Origin of the sequence: Exiguobacterium sp. s181 (genome assembly GCF_018617125.1) — a bacterium.
Taxonomy (GTDB): domain Bacteria; phylum Bacillota; class Bacilli; order Exiguobacteriales; family Exiguobacteriaceae; genus Exiguobacterium; species Exiguobacterium profundum.
Genome location: NZ_JACSJM010000001.1, coordinates 242,831 through 263,719, shown reverse-complemented (window position 1 = coordinate 263,719; position 20,889 = coordinate 242,831). Strand labels below are relative to the sequence as shown.

At 47.2% G+C, this 20,889-nt stretch carries 23 protein-coding genes; 4 read left to right on the top strand and 19 right to left on the bottom strand.

The genetic code is table 11. From position 1 onward, the window contains the following. The first annotated feature begins 79 nt into the window (after window positions 1-79). Window positions 80-1,861 carry a sensor histidine kinase gene (locus KNO70_RS01500; RefSeq protein WP_078147652.1) on the top strand — a complete coding sequence of 594 codons (1,782 nt, stop codon included), beginning with the start codon at window positions 80-82 and terminating at the stop codon, window positions 1,859-1,861. Continuing rightward, window positions 1,842-2,621 (top strand): response regulator, encoded by a 780-nt coding sequence (locus tag KNO70_RS01495; RefSeq protein ID WP_214686045.1) that lies wholly within the window; start codon window positions 1,842-1,844, stop codon window positions 2,619-2,621. The genes KNO70_RS01500 and KNO70_RS01495 overlap by 20 nt, the downstream gene beginning before the upstream one ends. Window positions 2,622-2,684: 63 nt before the next feature. On the opposite strand, the gene KNO70_RS01490 is transcribed toward KNO70_RS01495, so the two are convergent. Beyond that, window positions 2,685-3,446 (bottom strand): SDR family oxidoreductase, encoded by a 762-nt coding sequence (locus KNO70_RS01490; RefSeq protein WP_214687549.1) that lies wholly within the window; start codon window positions 3,444-3,446, stop codon window positions 2,685-2,687. 188 nt (window positions 3,447-3,634) lie between these two features. Between KNO70_RS01490 and KNO70_RS01485 the strand changes: the two genes are divergently transcribed. Continuing rightward, window positions 3,635-4,141 carry a hypothetical protein gene (locus KNO70_RS01485; protein WP_214686041.1) on the top strand — a complete coding sequence of 169 codons (507 nt, stop codon included), beginning with the start codon at window positions 3,635-3,637 and terminating at the stop codon, window positions 4,139-4,141. A 13-nt stretch (window positions 4,142-4,154) separates the two neighbouring features. Beyond that, window positions 4,155-4,526: a VOC family protein gene (locus KNO70_RS01480; RefSeq protein WP_214810930.1), complete on the top strand. Its 372-nt coding sequence runs from the start codon at window positions 4,155-4,157 to the stop codon at window positions 4,524-4,526. 41 nt (window positions 4,527-4,567) lie between these two features. On the opposite strand, the gene mreB is transcribed toward KNO70_RS01480, so the two are convergent. The 18 genes from mreB to KNO70_RS01390 form a co-directional block, all read right to left on the bottom strand. Further along, window positions 4,568-5,554 (bottom strand): rod shape-determining protein, encoded by a 987-nt coding sequence (mreB, locus tag KNO70_RS01475; protein WP_078147656.1) that lies wholly within the window; start codon window positions 5,552-5,554, stop codon window positions 4,568-4,570. A gap of 81 nt (window positions 5,555-5,635) precedes the next feature. Next, window positions 5,636-6,937 (bottom strand): UDP-N-acetylglucosamine 1-carboxyvinyltransferase, encoded by a 1,302-nt coding sequence (murA, locus tag KNO70_RS01470; protein WP_012727351.1) that lies wholly within the window; start codon window positions 6,935-6,937, stop codon window positions 5,636-5,638. A 240-nt stretch (window positions 6,938-7,177) separates the two neighbouring features. After that, window positions 7,178-7,396 carry a DUF1146 family protein gene (locus tag KNO70_RS01465; RefSeq protein WP_078147657.1) on the bottom strand — a complete coding sequence of 73 codons (219 nt, stop codon included), beginning with the start codon at window positions 7,394-7,396 and terminating at the stop codon, window positions 7,178-7,180. A 200-nt stretch (window positions 7,397-7,596) separates the two neighbouring features. Next, a complete protein-coding gene (locus KNO70_RS01460; RefSeq protein ID WP_214810928.1) occupies window positions 7,597-8,787 on the bottom strand; it encodes an EAL and HDOD domain-containing protein in 1,191 nt (396 codons plus the stop codon). 149 nt (window positions 8,788-8,936) lie between these two features. After that, window positions 8,937-9,347: a F0F1 ATP synthase subunit epsilon gene (locus KNO70_RS01455; protein WP_012727354.1), complete on the bottom strand. Its 411-nt coding sequence runs from the start codon at window positions 9,345-9,347 to the stop codon at window positions 8,937-8,939. A gap of 28 nt (window positions 9,348-9,375) precedes the next feature. Further along, window positions 9,376-10,794 (bottom strand): F0F1 ATP synthase subunit beta, encoded by a 1,419-nt coding sequence (gene atpD, locus KNO70_RS01450; RefSeq protein ID WP_251030054.1) that lies wholly within the window; start codon window positions 10,792-10,794, stop codon window positions 9,376-9,378. A 34-nt stretch (window positions 10,795-10,828) separates the two neighbouring features. Beyond that, a complete protein-coding gene (atpG, locus tag KNO70_RS01445; protein WP_012727356.1) occupies window positions 10,829-11,686 on the bottom strand; it encodes an ATP synthase F1 subunit gamma in 858 nt (285 codons plus the stop codon). Window positions 11,687-11,722: 36 nt separating this feature from the next. Further along, window positions 11,723-13,231 carry a F0F1 ATP synthase subunit alpha gene (atpA, locus tag KNO70_RS01440; protein WP_012727357.1) on the bottom strand — a complete coding sequence of 503 codons (1,509 nt, stop codon included), beginning with the start codon at window positions 13,229-13,231 and terminating at the stop codon, window positions 11,723-11,725. Between the two features lie 18 nt (window positions 13,232-13,249). After that, complete coding sequence (locus KNO70_RS01435; protein ID WP_012727358.1) at window positions 13,250-13,783, bottom strand: F0F1 ATP synthase subunit delta; 534 nt, start codon at window positions 13,781-13,783, stop codon at window positions 13,250-13,252. Then, the gene (gene atpF, locus KNO70_RS01430) at window positions 13,783-14,310 is read right to left on the bottom strand and encodes a F0F1 ATP synthase subunit B (RefSeq protein WP_012727359.1); all 528 of its coding nucleotides are present in this window, start codon (window positions 14,308-14,310) and stop codon (window positions 13,783-13,785) included. Before atpF ends, KNO70_RS01435 begins: the two co-directional genes overlap by 1 nt. Window positions 14,311-14,381: 71 nt before the next feature. After that, window positions 14,382-14,603: a F0F1 ATP synthase subunit C gene (atpE, locus tag KNO70_RS01425; protein ID WP_012727360.1), complete on the bottom strand. Its 222-nt coding sequence runs from the start codon at window positions 14,601-14,603 to the stop codon at window positions 14,382-14,384. 65 nt (window positions 14,604-14,668) lie between these two features. Then, complete coding sequence (gene atpB, locus KNO70_RS01420) at window positions 14,669-15,406, bottom strand: F0F1 ATP synthase subunit A (RefSeq protein ID WP_074035878.1); 738 nt, start codon at window positions 15,404-15,406, stop codon at window positions 14,669-14,671. Continuing rightward, the gene (locus KNO70_RS01415; RefSeq protein ID WP_074035722.1) at window positions 15,406-15,813 is read right to left on the bottom strand and encodes an ATP synthase subunit I; all 408 of its coding nucleotides are present in this window, start codon (window positions 15,811-15,813) and stop codon (window positions 15,406-15,408) included. Before KNO70_RS01415 ends, atpB begins: the two co-directional genes overlap by 1 nt. After that, the gene (locus tag KNO70_RS01410) at window positions 15,810-16,037 is read right to left on the bottom strand and encodes a hypothetical protein (protein ID WP_012727363.1); all 228 of its coding nucleotides are present in this window, start codon (window positions 16,035-16,037) and stop codon (window positions 15,810-15,812) included. Before KNO70_RS01410 ends, KNO70_RS01415 begins: the two co-directional genes overlap by 4 nt. 664 nt (window positions 16,038-16,701) lie before the next feature. After that, window positions 16,702-17,331: a uracil phosphoribosyltransferase gene (gene upp, locus KNO70_RS01405; RefSeq protein WP_012727364.1), complete on the bottom strand. Its 630-nt coding sequence runs from the start codon at window positions 17,329-17,331 to the stop codon at window positions 16,702-16,704. Between the two features lie 98 nt (window positions 17,332-17,429). Beyond that, on the bottom strand, window positions 17,430-18,641 hold the full coding sequence (locus tag KNO70_RS01400) for a hypothetical protein (RefSeq protein ID WP_214687557.1): 1,212 nt from the start codon (window positions 18,639-18,641) through the stop codon (window positions 17,430-17,432). 204 nt (window positions 18,642-18,845) lie between these two features. After that, on the bottom strand, window positions 18,846-19,544 hold the full coding sequence (locus KNO70_RS01395) for a hypothetical protein (protein ID WP_078147664.1): 699 nt from the start codon (window positions 19,542-19,544) through the stop codon (window positions 18,846-18,848). A gap of 108 nt (window positions 19,545-19,652) precedes the next feature. Then, window positions 19,653-20,888: a sensor histidine kinase gene (locus KNO70_RS01390; RefSeq protein ID WP_214810919.1), complete on the bottom strand. Its 1,236-nt coding sequence runs from the start codon at window positions 20,886-20,888 to the stop codon at window positions 19,653-19,655. Window position 20,889: the final 1 nt, after the last annotated feature.

Here is a 20,889-nt window from a genome sequence, read left to right as displayed (position 1 = left end):
TCAAAAATTCATTCACCTATTAGGAAGAATAACGGAATGACCTCACAAGAAACTCACAAAGATTGAAGGGAATGTGCTCATGACGCGTAATCGAATGACGTTTATCTTCATCCTTGTGTTGTTGGTTGGTGTCAGTCTCACTTTATTGATTCGACATCAGTCGATCAATCCGATCGTCACCGTTAACAAGGGCGAAGCTTCTCTTCTCTCTTCTACTGTCGACGAAGAGATTTTGCGACTAGACGGCTCATGGCGCTATGAGTCAGGGATTGTCACCCAAGTTGATCGCCGCTCCTATCGAACCATTCCGTTTACAACCCCTTATCGTGAATCCACCTATGAACTCGATCTCGCGTTGCCGAACGGTACGTATGCCTTGCTCATTCCAAAGTCCCTCTCCTCTTCTACGATTTTGATAGATGGGAAAATGGTTGAAACGGTACAAATTGGAAACAATCGTCTCGTCGAGCAGCCGTCTCTGCTCTTGCTCGATGATGAAACAAAACAATTCCGACTGACGATTCAACATGAACGACAGGCAGGTAATTTTGCACCCATCGAAGAAAGTATATTAGTCGGACCGTTACATGCCATCATGACCACTCAAAACGCTTATGCCGGCTACGAATTTTTCATATTGCTCATTTCACTTTTGATTGCCATGTTCTATGCCATCGTCTATCTCTTTCACCGAAATGAACGCTTGTACGGTTTCGGGACAGCTTTCTTTTTGTTGACGAGTTTTTCCATCATGTCCCGAGATGGCATGTGGATCTCGGGTAGTGATAAGTTGACGTTGAGTTTAGCCTTACTGAGCATCATCATGTTGATTGAGTTTTCAAGATGTTTGGAACGTGTGTCGTTTGACCGGTTTTTGGCCATTTCGAGGTACCCGTTGTACGGATTGACTGGTTTAGCCATCCTCTTGCCCGCTTCCGTTTACGAGGTGTTCGAATATTTTGTATGGATGATCGTTCTATTCATCACGTTCTTTTGGGTCGGCTTGAACATCGGATGGCTCCTTGAAAAGTATAAGACCGGCAATCCGCTCGAATTACTAACTTTCACACTCGCCCAACTCGTCGGGTATATCGGAATCATGACGTCAACGTTCATCGTTTCGCCCAATCAGCAGCTGTACGCCAATACGTTTACCATCATTTATTTCCTATTGATGTTTTTACTTCTACCGATTCACTTGTCTACCGACAAAAGAAAAAAACAACAAGTCGAAGTGTTGGCTTCCCAGCATGAGTTGTCCTTCTTCAACGCTCAAATCAAACCTCACTTCCTTTACAATACGTTCGGGAATGTGATTGCACTCTGTTACACGTCTCCACCCGATGCGGCTCGTCTACTCAGTCACTTAAGCACTTACGTCCGCTTCATTTTTGAAAATGGTCGAACCGAAAACGAGATATCGATTCGCCAAGAAGTCGATATGATTGACTCGTATCTCGCCATTGAACAGACGCGATTCCGTGATTCGTTCTACGTCGAGAAAAAAATTGATGAATCTCTTCTCGACTGTTCGATTCCACCTTTATTAATTCAACCACTCGTTGAAAATGCCGTGCGACATGGCCTCTATCGACACCCAGGACAAAAGCGATTGACACTTTCTATCCAGGAACGAAACGGAATGATTGAGATTTATGTTCAAGATACAGGGAGTGGTTTTGATCCAAACGTATCAAACAAAACATCCGGGATTGGGATTTGCAATATTAAAAGTCGAATCGAACACCTTCATGGTGCAACGTTTGACTTAGCTTCCACTTTGAAAAAAGGCACCACCATTCACCTGCGTTTACCAAAACAGGAAAGGACGAATCATTTAGATGCGTACGATTTTAATTGAAGATGAACATCATATTTTAGGGATGATGGAGCGGATTGTAAAAGAAGAGCCGTCTCTTGAGTGGGTTGGTTCATTCCAAAGTCCGGTTCAAGCTCTCACTTTTATTCAAGAGCACCCGGTAGACCTTGTCTTTTTAGATATCGAGATGCCTGAAATGACGGGGCTCGAATTGGCGACCTATTTGCCAGAACGGACACAAGTCGTCTTCACGACCGCCCATCAACAGTATGCCGTTGAAGCGTTCAATTTGCATGCCACGCATTACTTGTTGAAGCCCATCACAGAGCAGATGATTCATAACGTCATTCCGCGTATCATCCAGCGCTATGAGGCGATTCAACAAAAGAATCTCAATCAATCTTGTCGCATACAATTTCTAGATCGTTTTTCGGTACGAACACAAGATGGAAATCTTGTGAAGTGGCCAACACAAAAAACAGAAGAGTTATTTGCCTTCTTAGTTTTTCATCGTAAGCAGGTCATTAATAAGTGGGTACTTGCCGAAACCCTTTACCCGGACATCGATGAACCACAACGCGCCTTACACAACGTATACAACACGATTTATCGATTGAAAAAGACGTTAGCTGAACATGAACTCGATATAACTGTTAATACAATAAATAATGGCTATTCGATCGAACTTGGTGATTCCTGTGCCTGTGATTATTATGATTGGCTTGATGCACCAAATCCTTCAATTTCTAAAACAGACTTAAAAAATCGTTTATTTGTTGATAAAGACTATACATGGCATTGAAAAAGACATCTCACACTTAAAGTGAGATGCCTTCTTTTTATTGTATCCATCGAACGTTCTCTATTAGCGCCCAGTAAACCCTCCGTCAACGTGAAGATGTTGGCCATTCACCCATGCGCCGTCTGGGCCCATCAAGAAAGCGACGAAGCGAGCCGTATCTTCAGGCGTCCCCATTCGCTTATAAGGAAATAATGGTAGCAAGTGTTCGCGAAGTTCGTCATTGATCCAACCCGTATCCGTCGGTCCCGGATCGAGAGCATTCACCGAAATGCCGTATTCTCCTAATCCATTCGCCAACGCAGGTGTGATGGCAATCAATGCACCTTTCGTTGCGATGTAGGCCAGGTTATTCGCATCCGGTCCCCCCGATACGAAGAACAGGATTCGCCCATCTTGATGTCCCGCTTGTTTATAGCGCTCAATAAACGCAAAGGTGAGTCCGAGTGTCCCTTCGTTATTCACCAGGTAATGTTTTCTCAATACGTCGGTTGTAAAGTTCTCAACGTTGACATGTCGCTCATAGGTCGCGTTATGAATCAGCCTGCTCGGAATCCCGAGCTTGGCTTCAATCCGATTAAGTAGCCCGACTTCGTCACCCGAGGCTAGGTCATACGCCTCATGTTCGACACGGGCACCCTGTTCGGTCAACTCTTGAACGAATCGTTCGATGAAGTCTCTCTCTTCCCCGATTCCGTCGGTCGCGTCAAACGGACTCCAGTGTGTCAAATAAAGGTTGTGCCCTTCATGTGCTAGTTTTCGTGCAATCGCAGCTCCGATGCCTTGATGGCGGCTGACGCCCGTAATGAGTGTAAGTGGTTTGTTCATGATGTCCTCCGATTCTATTTGATTATTCTGTTCAGTCTATTAGTGAATCGGCGCCATCATGATTCCCCTCACATTGATTAATGATTTCATTATATACAATTTTTCCCACGAATGACCTATATATTCGTATCCTCTTTAGATATGATGGACATATATGATTCATCACATCGGTATTGGGAGGCGCTTATTTGAAAAAGTTGATCATAACGACATTTTGTACATGGATATTGAGTGCTTTGCTCTATGCTGCCTTGACGGATGAATCATTTGTCACGCTTACCCAATCCGTCGACGTCAATCAGAACGTGTTGGAGCGATACTTGACAACTCAAGTCATGTCTCCTAATTTCGGTGGGGATGTTTATGCCAGCTATCAAATCCTCGGGACGAGTACGACTCGACAGGAAGTGTATGTATGGGTGCTTCTACAAGAATATTATCCTAACCATCAACAACTTGAGCGAGGGACCGGAATATCTGCTCCAATCGTCTTACACATTGACCATTCCTCAGGAGTCTCTCGGATTGTCAATCATACGTTACCTCGAGATGGCTCATATTATCCTGGCGACTTACATACCCTATTCCCATTACATATTTCTATCGGCTTAATGTCTCACCCAACAGGACTTACCAACCGTCTCCAACGTCAACTTGAATCAGAGTTACCCCTTCCTGTTTCAAATACATATTGAAAGGATGAATCCCATGAGCCTCATTCAACAAATCGAACAAATCTACATCCCTGTCAAAGATTTAGACCGTGCCGTTCAATTCTATCGAGACACGCTTGAGGTACCCTTTCTCTTTCAAGCAGGATTGCTCGCATTTTTCGACTGTGGGGGCGTTCGCCTCATGTTGTCCCCTCCAGAGAATGATGTTTTTGCAAAATCAAGTCCAATTCTCTATTTGAGTATCGCATCCATCGATGATGCTTATGCTCAGTTGAAAAATGCAGGAGTGACTTTCATTGATGAACCACACTGTGTGGCAAAAATGGGGACGACAGAAACGTGGATGAGTTTCTTCAAAGATTCTGAAGGCAACGTGTTGGCACTCGTCTCCGAAATATTGAGTTGAACATACAAAAAACAAGCGACCGCACGCGGTCGCTTGTCTGTTTATTTCAATCGATCTAAGTTTTCGAGCATGATTCCCGTTCCGTGCGCGACACTGAGTGTCGGCTCCTCGGCCATCATGACCGGCAACATGACACGCTCTGCGACGAGTTGGTCAAGACCGTGAAGGAGTGATCCCCCACCTGTCATGATGATTCCGCGGTCGATGATATCCGCTGCAAGTTCTGGTGGTGTCTGTTCAAGGACACGCTTCGCTGCTTCGACGATTTCATTAGCTGATTCAGCCATCGCTTCACGAAGTTCTTCTGACGTAATGGTCACCGTACGAGGCAATCCACGTACCATGTCACGTCCACGAATATCCATCGATTCGTTACGCCCTCCTGGGAAGACCGTCGCGATTTCTTTCTTGATTTGTTCAGCCGTACGTTCTCCGATGATCAGCTTGTGCTTCTCTTTGATGGCACGAAGGATGTCCGTATCGAAGCGATCCCCTGCAATCTTGATAGTCTCACCGCAGACGATGTCTCCCATTGATAAAATGGCGACGTCGGTCGTCCCACCACCGATGTCAATGATCATGTGACCAACCGGCTTCCAAATATCCATGCCTGAACCGACTGCCGCAGCTTTTGGTTCGACGGCGAGGAAGACTTCTTTCGCGCCAGCTTTCTCAGCAGCTTCACGAATGGCTTTTGCTTCAACCGGCGTGACGTTCGCAGGTGTACAAATCAGCATGCGGATGCCTCCGAAGAAGCCTCGGACTTGAATTTTCTCGATGAAGTGACGGAGCATTTCTTCTGTTGTGGCGAAATCGGCGATGACTCCGTCACGGAGAGGACGGATCGCCACGATATCACCAGGTGTACGACCAACCATCTCATACGCTTCTGCACCGACTGCTAGTACTTTTCCTGTAGAGCGTTTTATCGCAACGACTGAAGGTTCGTCTAAGACGATTCCTTTCCCTTTGACGTGAATGACAACGTTTGCTGTCCCTAAATCAATCCCGATATCTTTTGAAAACATGATGTATAGGTTCCTCCGTTCGTTTCTTCATTGAAAAGAGCGAGAAGAGTCTCTCCTCGCCCTCTCATTCGTGCTCGTTTCTTAGTTCTGAACCATTTCTTCAGCAACTTCGACAGTTCCTTCAATACGCTCGATGTCAGCACCGAGTGCTTGAAGTTTCTTATGGAAATCAACGTATCCACGGTCGATATGATATAAATCTCCAACGCGTGTTTCTTCTTCCGCGATGAGACCTGCTAGAATAAGTGCTGCTCCGGCACGAAGGTCCGTTGCGACAACTTCCGCTCCTTGAAGGCGTACGCCACCTTTAACGATTGCTGAACGTCCTTCAATCTTAATGTCCGCGTTCATACGACGGAACTCTTCGACGTGCATAAAGCGATTCTCAAACACCGTTTCCGTGATGACAGAAGTGCCGCCCGCTTTCAAGACGAGTGCCATCATTTGTGACTGCATGTCTGTCGGGAATCCCGGGTGTGGCATCGTCTTCACATCAACCGGCTTCAATTCGTCTGGTGCCGTGACACGCATGCCTTCTGCCGTATCCTCGAAGTGGACACCCATCTCTTCCATTTTTGAAATCAATGGACGAAGGTGCTCACGTTCTGCACCGATGACTTCGATGTCACTACCTGTAATCGCCCCTGCGACGAGAAACGTGCCTGCTTCGATGCGGTCAGGGATGATCGAGTGTTCTGCACCGCGAAGTGTTTCGACACCTTCGATACGGATCGTTTCTGTACCTGCCCCGCGGACGTGTGCGCCCATTCCGTTTAAGAAGTTCGCAAGGTCGACGATCTCAGGTTCTTTTGCAACGTTCTCGATGATAGTCGTACCCTCTGCAAGCACAGCTGCCATCATGATGTTCTCTGTCGCACCAACAGATGGGAAGTCCAAGTAGATTTTAGCGCCTTGGAGACGGCCTTCTACAGAAGCTTCCACGAATCCGTTTCCGATGACCGTTTTCGCACCCATCGCTTCGAATCCTTTTAAGTGGAGGTCAATCGGACGTGATCCGATTGAGCATCCGCCTGGCATCGCTACACGAGCGTGACCGAGACGGGCAAGAAGAGGTCCCATGACGAGGATTGAAGCACGCATCTTTCGCACGTATTCAAGCGGTGCTTCATCTTTGATGTCGCCCGACGCATCGACAGTTACTTCATTCTTTTCTTCATTGAACGATACCTCTGCACCGAGGTGACGAAGTACTTTGTTAATCGTGTACACGTCAGCAAGACGTGGTACGTTTTGTAAGATTGATTTTCCTTCGCTAGCTAATAGAGTGGCAACCAATGTTTTGAGTACGGCGTTCTTTGCTCCCTCAACACGCACAGTACCTGACAGTTTACGTCCTCCACGGACTACGATCAAATCCTTCATATCTCTCTTTGTCCTCCAACTTCATTGTTTTTTATATAGTGCGTCGATATCCGATTCCGGATGTGATGATGTCGATTATTTGAATGGTTTGTAAAACGTGATGGGTTTTCATTCACAATCAAATTGAATAATAAATAAGTGCAAACTGAATGAAAAACATCATGTCAGACGAATTTATCCTACATGATAATCATATAGGAGTCGTTACAGCAGGATTACAGTTTGTTAAATATTCTGCGACTACTGCATAGGTGCGAGCGCCTGCGCCAGTCGGATGTACTCCAAAAAAAACTGGGCAATCAGCGAACCGAAGACAACCGCTACGAGAACGCGCAAGACAGCAGCTTGCGGACTCCTCACTTGATTGAGCAACTTGTCCCATTTGACGGGTAAGAGTGCCCACCAAGCAACGTAAATCGCTATGATATAAATCGCTAGCGAAAATACGGTATTGACCATCGACGATTCCCCTCTTTTCTAAAATTCGTACCATTTTCAATCATATCATGACATGTTAGAGAAAAAAAGACTTAGGGTCTTAAGCTTCGAGCGGTTTGAACCATTCGATCAACTCACTTTTTCTACAAGCACACCAAAAGGGACATCATCAGCAGTAAGGCTTTACTACAGTAATTGACGCCCCTCACATATTTCAAACATTATTCAATCGACTCGTCAAGGCTACGAGACCATCGAATCGCTTCGACGTAATATTGAGACCAATCCGAATCTGTGTTATGGAGTGGAATCGTCAACTGTTCGTAGGCGATCACATCCTCTAACAACTTTCGCAAACCATTCTGTTCACCGAGTAACGCTGCCTTTACAGGAGGCGCTACCGGAAGCTCTGCAATCAACGTTTGCATCGCCTCATCGAGAATGACGTCGAGTGATGAGAAGATTCCTGTGATAAATGCATCAAACGGCAATACATCTGTCAATGTATCCTCCGCAATCAACTCCATCATTTTTCCGCGGATGACACTCTGCTTGATCAGTTCTTTCGATTCAGACGTCTGCATCTCCCGTAAGAGCATCAAATACGACCATCGTTTCAACTCATCTAGTCCGATTCGTGCGACGGCTTGCTCGATGGATTGAATGGTATGTCGACCTTTTTGATACACCGTATTGACCGTGCGGAGCATCTTATAGGATAAGTCGACACTTCGCTCAATTTGCGATGAGATCCGTCGGAAGCTCGGTTCCGGACGATCGAGCTCTTTCAACATTTCAATGAGCGTGTGACGTAACGGATGGACTTCGGCCCCATGCACCACGATGGGCCGACTAAAGAAGTATCCTTGAAACATCTTATATCCGAGTCGTTTCGCAATCTCGTACTCTGCGGGTGTCTCGATTTTTTCCGCCAAAAATTCGACTCGGTGTCCGAGCGCATCAATCAATTTTTGCTGCCGGTCTACCGGGGTCGCTTGATAGTCGATTTTGATGATGTCGGCTAGTCCAATCAATGGGCGATACTTCTCTTCAAATACGAAATCATCCAATGCAATTGTATAACCTTGACGTCTCAACGAGCGGAGAGACTGTAATACCTTTTCCGTCGGTTCGACATGTTCGAGCACTTCGACGACGAGCGATTGACGGGGTAGCAACGAAGGCACTTCCCCTTCAATCAACGTCTGAGGGAAGTTGATGAACGCACGCGTCCCTTCTGTCAATTCCCGAAAATTGAACACAAGGTAAGCGTTATGAATGACGTCAGCCGTTGCTAACGAATCATCTACATTCTCAAAAATATTATTTTCGCTGCGGCGATATAACAATTCGTAGCCGCAAACGCGTAATTGTTGGTCAAAAATTGGTTGTCGCGCAACGTAAACTTTCATTCCCTAATCTCCTTTACGGTAGTTCCCACCTTTATTATCGGTCTTCTCCCATATATTTTTTACTAGTCCCGTCATTTAGAAGCACGACAAAAGACCCATCTTTTCGAAAACAACAAAAAAACTCCCACACTTTCGTGTGAGAGTCATTCTTATTCTTTCATATCGCGAATGCTTAAGCGGTTGATCGCTTTTTTGAGCGCAAGTTCCGCACGACGGAATTCGAGTTCCGAGAGCTTCGTGTCTTGAAGACGACGCTCGGCACGAACTTTCGCCGCAGAAGCGCGGTCATAGTCAATCTTATCCGCCATTTCGGCTGTTTCAGCTAAGATCGTCACCGTGTCGGGACGAACTTCCATGAAACCGCCGCTGATTGCGATCAGCGTGCGTCCACCATCTTCGTGGCGCAGCTTGAGGACTGAGACGTCGAGTGGCGTCACCATCGGGATGTGCTTCGGTAAAATACCGAGCTCACCAGTGACCGATTTGGCGATGACCATTCGTGCGTCTCCTTCAAAGGCTGCACCATCCGGGGTGACGACGTTGACGTGAACAGTATTCATCGTCTAGTTTCCCCCTTCCGCGTAGGTCTTAGACCAACGTCTTCGCTTTTTCGATGACGTCTTCGATTGGACCGACGAGACGGAATGCATCTTCAGGAAGATCGTCGTGTTTACCTTCGAGGATCTCTTTGAAGCCGCGTACTGTCTCTTTGACTGGCACGTATGAACCTTTTTGGCCCGTGAACTGCTCAGCCACGTGGAAGTTTTGTGATAAGAAGAACTGAATACGACGTGCACGGTGAACCGTGAGTTTGTCGTCTTCAGACAACTCATCCATCCCGAGGATGGCGATGATGTCTTGAAGTTCTTTGTAACGCTGAAGCGTCTGTTGAACGTTACGTGCGACTTCATAGTGATCTTTCCCTACGATTTCAGGAGAGAGGGCGCGTGAAGTCGATGCGAGCGGGTCAACGGCTGGGTAAATCCCCATCTCCGAAAGACGACGCTCAAGGTTTGTTGTGGCATCAAGGTGGGCGAACGTTGTTGCCGGAGCCGGGTCCGTATAGTCATCGGCTGGTACATAAACCGCTTGAATCGAAGTAACCGATCCTTTTGCAGTCGATGTGATTCGCTCTTGAAGCATACCCATTTCTGTCGCAAGCGTCGGCTGGTAACCTACCGCCGATGGCATACGTCCGAGAAGGGCCGAAACCTCAGAACCTGCTTGTGTGAAACGGAAGATGTTATCAACGAAGAGAAGAACGTCTTGTCCTTGCTCGTCACGGAAGTACTCTGCCATTGTCAAACCAGTCAAGGCAACACGGAGACGTGCACCAGGTGGTTCGTTCATCTGACCGAAGACCATCGCTGTTTGCTTGATAACGCCTGAGTCCGTCATCTCGTGGAACAAGTCATTCCCTTCACGCGTACGCTCACCGACTCCTGCGAATACAGAAATCCCGCTGTGCTCTTGCGCGATGTTGTTGATGAGTTCCTGGATGAGGACGGTCTTCCCTACACCGGCACCACCGAAGAGGCCGATTTTACCACCTTTGATGTATGGTGCGAGAAGGTCGACGACTTTGATCCCTGTTTCAAGGATTTCAACTTTCGTTGACAATTCGTCAAATGTTGGCGCTTGACGGTGAATCGGTGCACGAAGCACGTCAGCTGCCACTTCTTTATCATCGATTGGATTACCGAGAACGTTGAAGACACGTCCAAGTGTCATTTCTCCAACTGGTACCGAAATCGGTGATCCTAAGTCAAGTACTTCCATACCGCGGCGAACGCCGTCAGTTGAGTCCATCGCAATCGTACGGACCGTGTCGTCACCAAGGTGAACAGCTACTTCAAGCGTCAAGTCGACACTAACATCGTCCGCTGTCGTTGCCACGTGTGTGACTTTGAGAGCGTTGTAGATGTTCGGTAAGTGGTTGTCGAACTTAACGTCGATAACTGGGCCCATGACTGCGACTACGCGGCCTTTCATGCCGTATTCGTTCATCGTGTTAGCCTCCTACAATCTAGAGAGCGTGCGCTTATTCAAGCGCCGACGCACCTCCGACAATCTCTGTGATTTCTTGTGTGATCGCTGCTTGACGCGCGCGGTTGAATTTGAGTTTGAGTCCGCGAATGAGTTCATCCGCATTGTCTGTCGCACTCGACATCGCCGTCATCCGGGCAGCGTGCTCTGACACTTTCGCATCGAGCAATGCGCCGTAGATGAGTCCTTCCGCATAACGTGGGAGGAGCGCCGCTAAGATCGTTTCTTCTTCTGGTTCGTATTCATACATCACATTGGATGCGGACTGTTCGATATCCCCGAGCGGGAGCAATTGTTGAATCTTCACTTCTTGGCTGATGACCGAGATGAACGAGTTGTAGCAAAGCTTCAATTCATCAATCTCGCCCTCGCTGAAGGCACCTACCGTCTGTTTGACGATTTCTGCGACTTCAACAAAAGTTGGTTGGTCGTTTAGCCCTGTCATCGCGCTATACACTGGAATGTTGCGTGACTTGAAGAACTGGACACCGACTTTCCCGATTACGTAAAGACGATACTCATCTGTTGATGTGTGCTTGTCTTTGAGTTCACGGTACACGTCACGCAAGACGCTGGCGTTGTATCCACCTGCGAGTCCGCGGTCTGACGTGATGACGATATAACCAGTCCGTTTGACGGGACGGACTTGAAGCATCGGGTGTGTCGCGCCTGATGTACCACCGGCGATCGACGAGATGACTTCTTGCAACTTGTCCATGTACGGCTTGAAGTTGGCGTTGTTCCCTTGGGCCCGGTTCAACTTCGATGCCGACACCATGTTCATCGCTTTCGTGATTTGCTTCGTGCTTTGGGTCGAGGTGATCCGCATCTGGATCTCACGTAATGATGCCATTTCGATTCACCACCTTAATAGACGCTCGTCACCGGATTAAACCGATGGCGAGAACGTCTTTTTGAATTCCGTAATTGCGTCGACCATTGCCTCGTCTGAAGGAAGGTTTCCTGTCTGACGGATTTCACGGCAGAGGTCTTTACGGTTTTGGTCGAGCCATGCGTTCATTTCTGTTTCGAAACGACGGATGTCTGTGACTGGGATGTCATCGAGATGACCTTTCGTGAGTGCGTAGATGATGATAACTTGCTTGTCTACAGAAAGCGGTGCGTTCAAGTCTTGTTTCAAGACTTCAACCGTACGCTGACCACGGTTCAACTTCGATTGTGTCGCTTTGTCGAGATCTGATCCGAACTGAGCGAACGCTTCGAGCTCACGGTAAGACGCGAGGTCAAGACGAAGTGTACCAGCAACTTTCTTCATCGCTTTCACCTGTGCCGAACCACCAACACGCGATACCGAGAGACCGGCGTTGATCGCTGGGCGTACCCCAGAGAAGAAGAGGTCCGACTGAAGGAAGATCTGACCGTCTGTGATCGAGATAACGTTTGTCGGGATATATGCTGAGATATCCGATGCTTGTGTCTCGATGAACGGAAGTGCTGTCAATGAACCACCGCCGAGTTCGTCGTTCAACTTCGCTGCACGCTCAAGAAGGCGTGAGTGGAGGTAGAAGACATCCCCTGGGTAGGCTTCGCGGCCTGGAGGACGACGGAGAAGGAGCGAGAGCTCACGGTAAGCTGCCGCTTGTTTCGAAAGGTCATCATAAACGACGAGGACGTGTTGTCCGCGATCCATGAAGTACTCACCCATCGATACCCCTGCGAATGGTGCGAGGTAAAGAAGTGGTGCCGGCTGTGATGCCGATGCCGAAACGACGATTGTATAATCGAGCGCTCCGTTTTGACGAAGCGTCTCTACTACGCCACGTACAGTCGATTCTTTCTGACCGATAGCAACGTAGATACAAATCATGTTCTCTTCTTTTTGGTTGATAATCGTATCGATGGCAACAGATGTTTTACCTGTCTGACGGTCACCGATGATGAGCTCACGCTGACCACGACCGATTGGAACGAGGGCGTCAATCGCCTTAATTCCTGTTTGAAGTGGTTCGTGAACCGATTTACGTGCCATAACGCCGTAAGCTTTACGCTCAATCGGGTTATACGTGTCAGTTACGATTGGTCCAAGACCATCGATTGGTTGTCCGAGTGGGTTAACGACACGTCCGAGGAGTGCCTCACCAACTGGAACTTCCATGATGCGACCTGTACGTTTGACAGAGTCGCCTTCTTTGATCCCTTTGTAATCGCCAAGGATGATAATCCCGACGTTACCTTCTTCTAAGTTTTGCGCCAAGCCCATTACGCCGTTAGAGAACTCTACGAGTTCCCCCGCCATAACGTTATCGAGTCCGTGTGCACGAGCGATACCGTCACCTACTTGGATGACTGTACCTGTCTCGCTGACTTCGATTTCAGAACCGTACGAAGCGATTCGTTCTTTTAGCAGGGCGCTGATTTCTTCAGCTTTGATTGTCATTGAATTCACCCCTATTTCTTACGCATTCAACAATTCACGCTCAAGGCGTGTCAATTTCGTTTCAATCGTATCATCGTACGTCGTGTATCCGACTTGGACACGGAGTCCACCGATGACTTCTTCATCGACGACGTTCTTCAATTGGAGCGTCTTCCCGAGCTTCTGTCCGAAGACGAGTTCGACGTCTTTCAAGTCTGTTGCCGACAATGGGTAGGCGCTTGTGACAATACCCTCTGCAATTCCACGATAGTCGTTGATCAATTCGCGGACGTAACGTGGCAATGCGCGAACCTCTGCCGCACGGTCGTTTTCGACCATGACGAGAAGTGTGTTCACGACAATCGCCGTCATATCACCAAAGCTGTCTTTTAAAAGCTGTGCAAGCTCGCTGTCACTGACTGCCGGATTCGTTAAGAGATCCATGAGTTCAGGAGTCGCGTGGAGCACTTCATCGAGCAGACGCACTTCCGCTTCGACTTGGTCGAGCGTGCCTTGTTCCCGCGCTAAGTCGAAGAGCGCTTTGGCATAGCGTTTTGCTAGTGATGCGTTCATCAGTTCGCACCTTTCGCTTTAGACAGGAAGTCTGTGACGAGGGCACGTTGTTTCGCTTCATCGCCTTTAAGGTCTGATTGAAGGACGTGGCGTGCTGCCGAAAGCGCCTGTGTGACGACTTCCGTTTGAAGAGATTGTTTCGCAAGCTCACGCTCACGCTCAATCGCTTTCTCTGCCTCGATTTTAATTTGTTCGGCTTCCAAACGCGCCTGCTCCACCAAGCGTGCTTGTTCTGCTTCTGCTTGTCGACGGCTTGCGTCGAGCATTTCTTTTGACTCAGTACGTGCTGCACTGAGTGCGTCACGTTGTTCAACGACATAATGTTCCGCATCTTTGCGGCTCTTTTCAGCGAGTTCAATTTCGTTCGCTACATACTCTTCACGCTGTCTCATCATTCCAAGGAGTGGTCCCCAAGCAAATTTCTTCAACAGGGCCAAGAGTACGAGGAATGTGAAAATTGTAAAGATCATATCCAGAATGCGGAGGCCTTCGCCGCCAGCACCAGCTGCAATCATCATCGTATCCATGCATACCCTCCTCTTGACTAAATAAGTGAGGGAGACGTGCTCCCTCTCATGCTATTCTCGTTAACTCGGAATCAAGAGTTGAGGAGAAGGAAACCGACAGCCACACCGATGATCGGGAGGGCCTCAACCAAACCGATACCGATGAACATTGTTTGACGAAGTTCGTTTTTGAGTTCTGGTTGACGTGCTTGTCCTTGTACTGTTCCGTATACGATCAAACCGTTACCGATACCAGCTGCGAGTGCTCCAAGTCCGATAACAAGTGCTGTTGCGAGAAGATTAAGTTGTTCCATTGTGTATATTCCTCCTAAAAGTTAAGTAAATAATTTGATTGTAACGCTTTGGCGAGATGTCCGAATCAATGTTCGGCCGAAGCTTTGTGCCCGATGTACACCATTGCAAGCGTCAGGAAAATGTAGGATTGGATAACCCCGATAAAGATTGAGAAACCTTGCCATAGAATCATTGGGAAGACCGCAAAGATTGCACCGAGCGGGTTGAGTGCGCCTTCGGCTGTAATCGCGAGTCCCAAGATGATGGTAATCATGATTTCACCGGCAAAGATGTTACCGTATAGACGCAAACCGAGTGTCAACGTGTTCGCAAACTCCTCGATCAATTTGATCGGAAGCAAGAACCAGACTGGTTTTACGAATTCCGCTGAATAGTGCTTGAACCCGTGTAGCTTCACCCCGTAATAGTGCGACATTGCAACGACGAGTGTCGACAACGCCAAGGTTACGTAAGGATCGGCCGTCGGTGAGTTGAACCACAGATAGTGTCCGGAAATGACGTTAAACGGTAGACCCATCAAGTTTGAGAAGAGAATGAACAAAATCAACGTCATCCCAAATCCGATAAAGCGTCCTCCTGTCTTCCAGTCCATCGCACTTGCGATGATTCCACGCACGAACTCCGCGAAGAATTCCATGAAGTTTTGTTTGCCAGTCGGCTTCATAGCTAAACGTCTTGTTCCCCAGATGGCGAATACGAAGACGAGTAACGCTGCTATTAACACTGTAATGACGTTCGTCCAGCTCCCGTATAACGTATAGTCCCCAAAGTGCAGAGAATATGTGGGAAACTCATGACCCATTAATATTCACCTCTTTTCCTGCTGAGCTGGGCAAGTGTAAACTCGCCAAATTGTATGATGTGGCCGGCGATTAGACCAGTTACCACCGCGATGACGGACACTCGATCCTCGTAGAGAAGACCGACTATCACTGCTAACGCACCGACCGCCATTCTTGAAACGGTCCCGTGCGACTTTGGTCGTCGTCCATGTTCGATGACGTCATACATGCGTATGACACTTCGATTCTGCATATGTAGAATGATGAGACTTCCGACCCCACCGATGAACAATCCGAGAAAAACGGCTTTGTACATCGGGACGATGAAGGCGCCAACTAACAAAATTGCAAACCATATGGTAAACCATTTCGTATAACGCTTCATCAACTCTTTTTGTGCTTTTCTGTCTGCTTGAATCGTATTCATTCGTCCTCTCCTGTCAATAAACTCCGAAGGGTGAGAACTAGCGCCGTAACCCCGAACACGAGTCCAAGGATAATCGACACATTCCAACCAAACGTGCCCCAAAATTCACGTCTTTCGCCGTACTGTCCGACGAGATAACCGATGACAATCGGTCCAGCAAGTGCTGTCGAGATTTGTGAAGCGAGCGAGGCATAGGATAGATAACGATTGTCTTTTTTCGCCATCCAACCCCCCCTTTCGAGTCTCACGTGCTTCCTTATTCTTTACGAATTCACACTCGCGTGACCATCAAAAGTCACACAAGTTCAGAGTAATAGAAATGGCATAAGAAGTCAATGAATTTCACAATTATAAAAGCGCTTTAAATCAAGTCGTATCAATAGTTTTACGCACTTCACAAACTAAACGATCGAGGCACTTTTTAAAGAAAGTGTGAAGAAACGTTGAAATAAAAATGTTGACTTTATAACATTTCACAAACGGAATCAGATGAAGAATAGTTCAGTTATACCCCCACGTTTTGGAAAATTCAATCGGTAAACGCTTACGTTCACAAAGAATTACGAAACGTCGGTTGACTTCATTTTGAAATCGTTTTCAACGTCCTGTATCAGTATACCGAGGATGTTTTTACCATGTCGAGCGATTTCGCCCATTTTTTTGTGAGGAATCTCATCCGGTTCAAAATCGCTTCCTCACCACTGGTTACCTATCCGAAATAGCAGAATTCTATTTAAATAAGAAAGAATAGATATATTCCATCCTCGTTCGTCATTCTTCTCGCTCTCGTTTTGTGTCTATTTTGTGACATCTGTAAATGATAAATATTTTTCGTGTCATTCGTCAAAAAAAGCGAAAATCGCACAGGCGATTCTCGCTTTTAAGTCATTACTTCGTACCAAACAAACGGTCACCCGCATCCCCAAGTCCAGGAACGATATAACCGTGGTCATTTAATTTTTCATCGAGTGCAGCAAGATAAATCTCTACATCCGGATGTTCTGCTTGTACACGTTCTACGCCTTCTGGTGCTGCACAGAGGCATGCCAACTTGATTGACTTCGCTCCATGTTTCTTGAGTGATGCGATTGCATCAACAGCAGAACCACCAGTCGCGAGCATCGGGTCAACGACGATAAAGTCGCGTTCTGTGACGTCTGTCGGAAGTTTCAAGTAGTATTCGTGTGGCTCAAGCGTTTCCGGATCACGGTAAAGACCGATATGACCGACTTTTACGTTCGGCATCATTTTGAGGAACCCATCCACCATACCAAGTCCTGCACGTAAAATAGGGACGATTCCCAATTTCTTGCCGGCAATCATCTTTTGAGTGGAAACAGAGACCGGTGTCTCGATTTCTACGTCTGTTAGGGGTAGGCTGCGCGTGATTTCGTATGCCATAAGTGAAGAAACTTCGTCGACGAGTTCACGGAACTGCTTCGTCCCCGTCTCTACTTTACGCATAATCGTCATTTTGTGCTGAATCAAAGGATGGTCATAAACATGTACTTTTCCCATCTTGCTTCACTCCTCTCTCATTCTCTCTCGAGCATTGTACCCTAACTCTGTTGAGATGGGTAGAGCCAACTTCTATTTTATCAAAGGTCAGACGCGACTTATGGTTGAATGACCTGGAAATAATCATTGCCCGGAAGTTCATACGATTGTGATGTGTGTTGATCGACTAAATAGAGTTCTGTTTCCGTTTTCCATACGTCAAAGGATTGCTCGGTCAATTCTTCATACAGATGCAAGTCTCCGATTTTGACAGCTGTAGACGTTTTTTCATGCGGCTGAATATGAGACAAGGCGTCAAACAACTCTTGCGTTTTTGGTCCGTCTAGCCAGATTGTATCTTGATCCGATTCAAAAACGGCCAAGCGCGTTTCCCCTTCGGCGGGGCGCGTGGACATCTTGTTTGTCACAGGACGGCGGACATGTCCCCAAATTTCAAGGACCGTTCCATATGTTTTCGATAACGATAACGACGTCTCTTCAGCCACATCCCCTTCAATCGGTCGGTCCGATAAGATGATGCGTTTCATGAGTTCGCGATGATTTCCCTTTAGTGAAATCTCTTCTTTCGGATCGACTTTCATATAAGGAGCCTCATATATATTCGGTAGGACGAGTTGTTTGAGCGAGGACGCCTCTCCGATTTGTAGGGTGAGACGATCATCGGCCCGCCTCGTCAAGAAGACATACCCTTCATTTTCTCCGCTTTGAAACGGGTATAGTTTTGGTTCAATGATTGGGTCAAGTGTGCGTCCGTTTCGAATCGTCTCGAACGTCACATAGATTGCCCCCGTATCTGGCGTCTTATAACGAAAAACTGAATCGGATATCACTTCTTCATGCGTCTCGTTCAAGTTGAACGTACTGGTCACCGCTTTAAGTTCGTCGATACGCTCAAACTCAATCGTCGAAACTACGTTCGACTCTTGAAACCGCTCTGGCTCAAGCGCTTCATACGCTTGAATGGGCTCCACAGCAAAAGTTCGCTCCATCAACTCATTGCTGTTCGCACAAGTGAGGTACCGTTCATCTCCCGCTGCAAAATATTTCACTGTTTTGGAGCCGAGTACTTCATAGAGCGGATGATGAAACGTCACTTCCGCCACCATGGCTCGTCGCTCGGGCAAGACATCTGTCGGACGATGCTCACAGTATGTAAGCAGTTTCTCTTGTGTTTGTTTCGTTAATAGTATCTCAGGATCTTGCTCGACTCGATAGGAAGACAAAGGACGTAATTCGATTGCGTTCAACGTCTCGGCACCACATCCACTCAACAAGATACAACTGAGTAAGATTCCCCAATACGTACGCATTGATGTCCCTCCTCATTCCCAATTAGGTGGAAACCACCTAAATTTTTCTTGTACATCATAACATATAACCTATTTTTGTGATGATTTCAGAATTATTACGTTTCTGATGATTTGATAAAAGCGGTCCAATCCATTTTATGCCTCAACGTCTAGCCACAAAAAAAGAACTAATCCATCAAAAGATTAGTCCTTTTCGTTACACCATCAGTCGTTTTCTCGCTCATCTTCAGGTGAGTCATCTTGAGATGAGTCGTCCTGCGAAGAATCATCTTGTTCATTCTGGTCGTCCTCCGATTCACGGTCGACTTCAATGACCGCCCCATCTTGATTTAGTTCAAGTTTGACAAAGTCGCCGACACGCGGGGTGTCATCATCGATTTCAGAACGTGCGGCAAGTGGATATACGTTGTCTTTCCCATCGATCTTAATCGTGACTTCTTGATTTGTGAGTTTGACGAGCGTGCCGTAAATATACGCATCATCATCACCACTCTCACGGTCCACTTCCTTCACTTCATCATCTCGGTTCAATTCGAGTTTTACCCGGTCACCCACTTGCGGTGTATCGTCATCGATTTCATGTGTCGCCGCTAAAGGGTATGTCGACTCTTTTCCGTTGAAGCTGATGGTGACATCTTCTTTCGATAACTTCACGAGCGTTCCGTATAGTTTATAGTCGTCTCCATCTCCCACTCGCGCTGCTGACGAATCATCTGATGCGCTACTTGAGCCATCCGATGTAGCAGGGTCATCTGGGTTGTCCGTTGATCGATCGTCACTCGCTTGATTGATTGCTTGTGGAACAATGACCGTATCCGTCTGATTCCCGTTTACGTAAAATCCAATTCCAACAATTGCCATGACAGCTAATAATGCGCCGATAATCCAACCGATGCGTTTCATGTTTGTTTCCTCCTCATGATGTGTTCTTCTTATTTTCATCATAAGCCTCTTCCGTGAGAGCATATTTAAGGCTTCATTAGAAGTTGATGAGAAAATGCGAAATATTCATCATCGAGTCAGGAAAAATATACTGCCATCCGGATGATTCGATCTACTTCCTATCGTCCACTCATTCAAGTCCGCCACTTCTTTCGCAATCGCGAGACCAAGACCGCTCCCACTGCGATCACGCGCTTCATCTAATCGGTAGAATCGATCGAACAGCCGATTCCTCACATCATCCGTTAGAACGGGTCCTCGATCGCGTACCTCAATTCGATCACTCTTCAAATGAAGGCTCGTCTCTTCCGCATACTTCAAACTATTGTCTAATAGGATGACAAGAATCCGCTGTAACGACTCACGATGACCAAACCAGCTTCCTGTAGCTTCAATAGGTAACTGGACGCCGTGCGACCGCAAAAAACGTTCCCCTATTGATTCCCCAAGTTCAGCTAAATCGATTTCTTCTCGCTCTACCTGTTCGAGTGCAGCAAATCGATTCAATTCGAGCATCGGTTCAATCAAATCATGTCGCATTTGACGCGACTCCGTTAAAATATGGTCAATCGCTTCGGCACGTACACTCTCATCTTCTTGTCCCCACCGTTGCAATAACTTCGCATAGCCCTCGATGACGGTCAACGGTGTCTTGAGTTCATGTGAAACATCGGCGACGAAACGACGTTGTTGCTCCATCGTCCCTTCGACTCGCTCGATCATATGATTAAATCCGTCCGAAAGAGTCGTCACTTCATCCTTTCGGTCAGCCACTTCGATTGTCTCTAACTTACCGGACTCCGTGATCCGTTCCATCGTTTCTGTCAATCGGCGTAACGGTGACAGACCTTGACGTAAAATCCACCACGTCCCGAGGAACGTCAAGAGAACGGCAAGGAAGAACATGACGAGAAAAATGGTTGCGAGCGCTTGAATCGTATTGCTCACATCTCGATCCTGAAAGCCGAACGCTAGTCCATCCGTCGTCGCGACCACAAACCAATCATCGATGAGGGCCGGTTCCCCGTAATTGATGGGAAACGTCGTTCCGTCTGGCACTTCTCCTGCGATGATTCCCCATTCGCCGTTTTCTTGACGTTCTAACACGACACTGTCCTCATGAAGCGACAATACCGCATCGCTATTCCGGACATCTTCTTCCAAGAGATTCAACGCCTGCAGTAACACGTCAAAACGCGAATCGACAATTTCCTGTCTGGCGACGAACCAGGTCACGCCAAAGGAGACGAGAAGAAGCAACAGCATAAACCCTGTCATCGCCCACGCAATCTTTGTTCGTAGCATC

Coding starts and splice junctions, on each gene's coding strand:
- KNO70_RS01500 (WP_078147652.1), top strand. CDS start 80: ATGACGCGTAATCGAATGACGTTTATCTTCATCCTTGTGTTGTTGGTT.
- KNO70_RS01495 (WP_214686045.1), top strand. CDS start 1,842: ATGCGTACGATTTTAATTGAAGATGAACATCATATTTTAGGGATGATG.
- KNO70_RS01490 (WP_214687549.1), bottom strand. CDS start 3,446: ATGAACAAACCACTTACACTCATTACGGGCGTCAGCCGCCATCAAGGC.
- KNO70_RS01480 (WP_214810930.1), top strand. CDS start 4,155: ATGAGCCTCATTCAACAAATCGAACAAATCTACATCCCTGTCAAAGAT.
- mreB (WP_078147656.1), bottom strand. CDS start 5,554: ATGTTTTCAAAAGATATCGGGATTGATTTAGGGACAGCAAACGTTGTC.
- murA (WP_012727351.1), bottom strand. CDS start 6,937: ATGAAGGATTTGATCGTAGTCCGTGGAGGACGTAAACTGTCAGGTACT.
- KNO70_RS01465 (WP_078147657.1), bottom strand. CDS start 7,396: ATGGTCAATACCGTATTTTCGCTAGCGATTTATATCATAGCGATTTAC.
- KNO70_RS01460 (WP_214810928.1), bottom strand. CDS start 8,787: ATGAAAGTTTACGTTGCGCGACAACCAATTTTTGACCAACAATTACGC.
- KNO70_RS01455 (WP_012727354.1), bottom strand. CDS start 9,347: ATGAATACTGTTCACGTCAACGTCGTCACCCCGGATGGTGCAGCCTTT.
- atpD (WP_251030054.1), bottom strand. CDS start 10,794: ATGAACGAATACGGCATGAAAGGCCGCGTAGTCGCAGTCATGGGCCCA.
- atpG (WP_012727356.1), bottom strand. CDS start 11,686: ATGGCATCATTACGTGAGATCCAGATGCGGATCACCTCGACCCAAAGC.
- atpA (WP_012727357.1), bottom strand. CDS start 13,231: ATGACAATCAAAGCTGAAGAAATCAGCGCCCTGCTAAAAGAACGAATC.
- KNO70_RS01435 (WP_012727358.1), bottom strand. CDS start 13,783: ATGAACGCATCACTAGCAAAACGCTATGCCAAAGCGCTCTTCGACTTA.
- atpF (WP_012727359.1), bottom strand. CDS start 14,310: ATGGATACGATGATGATTGCAGCTGGTGCTGGCGGCGAAGGCCTCCGC.
- atpE (WP_012727360.1), bottom strand. CDS start 14,603: ATGGAACAACTTAATCTTCTCGCAACAGCACTTGTTATCGGACTTGGA.
- atpB (WP_074035878.1), bottom strand. CDS start 15,406: ATGGGTCATGAGTTTCCCACATATTCTCTGCACTTTGGGGACTATACG.
- KNO70_RS01415 (WP_074035722.1), bottom strand. CDS start 15,813: ATGAATACGATTCAAGCAGACAGAAAAGCACAAAAAGAGTTGATGAAG.
- KNO70_RS01410 (WP_012727363.1), bottom strand. CDS start 16,037: ATGGCGAAAAAAGACAATCGTTATCTATCCTATGCCTCGCTCGCTTCA.
- upp (WP_012727364.1), bottom strand. CDS start 17,331: ATGGGAAAAGTACATGTTTATGACCATCCTTTGATTCAGCACAAAATG.
- KNO70_RS01400 (WP_214687557.1), bottom strand. CDS start 18,641: ATGCGTACGTATTGGGGAATCTTACTCAGTTGTATCTTGTTGAGTGGA.
- KNO70_RS01395 (WP_078147664.1), bottom strand. CDS start 19,544: ATGAAACGCATCGGTTGGATTATCGGCGCATTATTAGCTGTCATGGCA.
- KNO70_RS01390 (WP_214810919.1), bottom strand. CDS start 20,888: ATGCTACGAACAAAGATTGCGTGGGCGATGACAGGGTTTATGCTGTTG.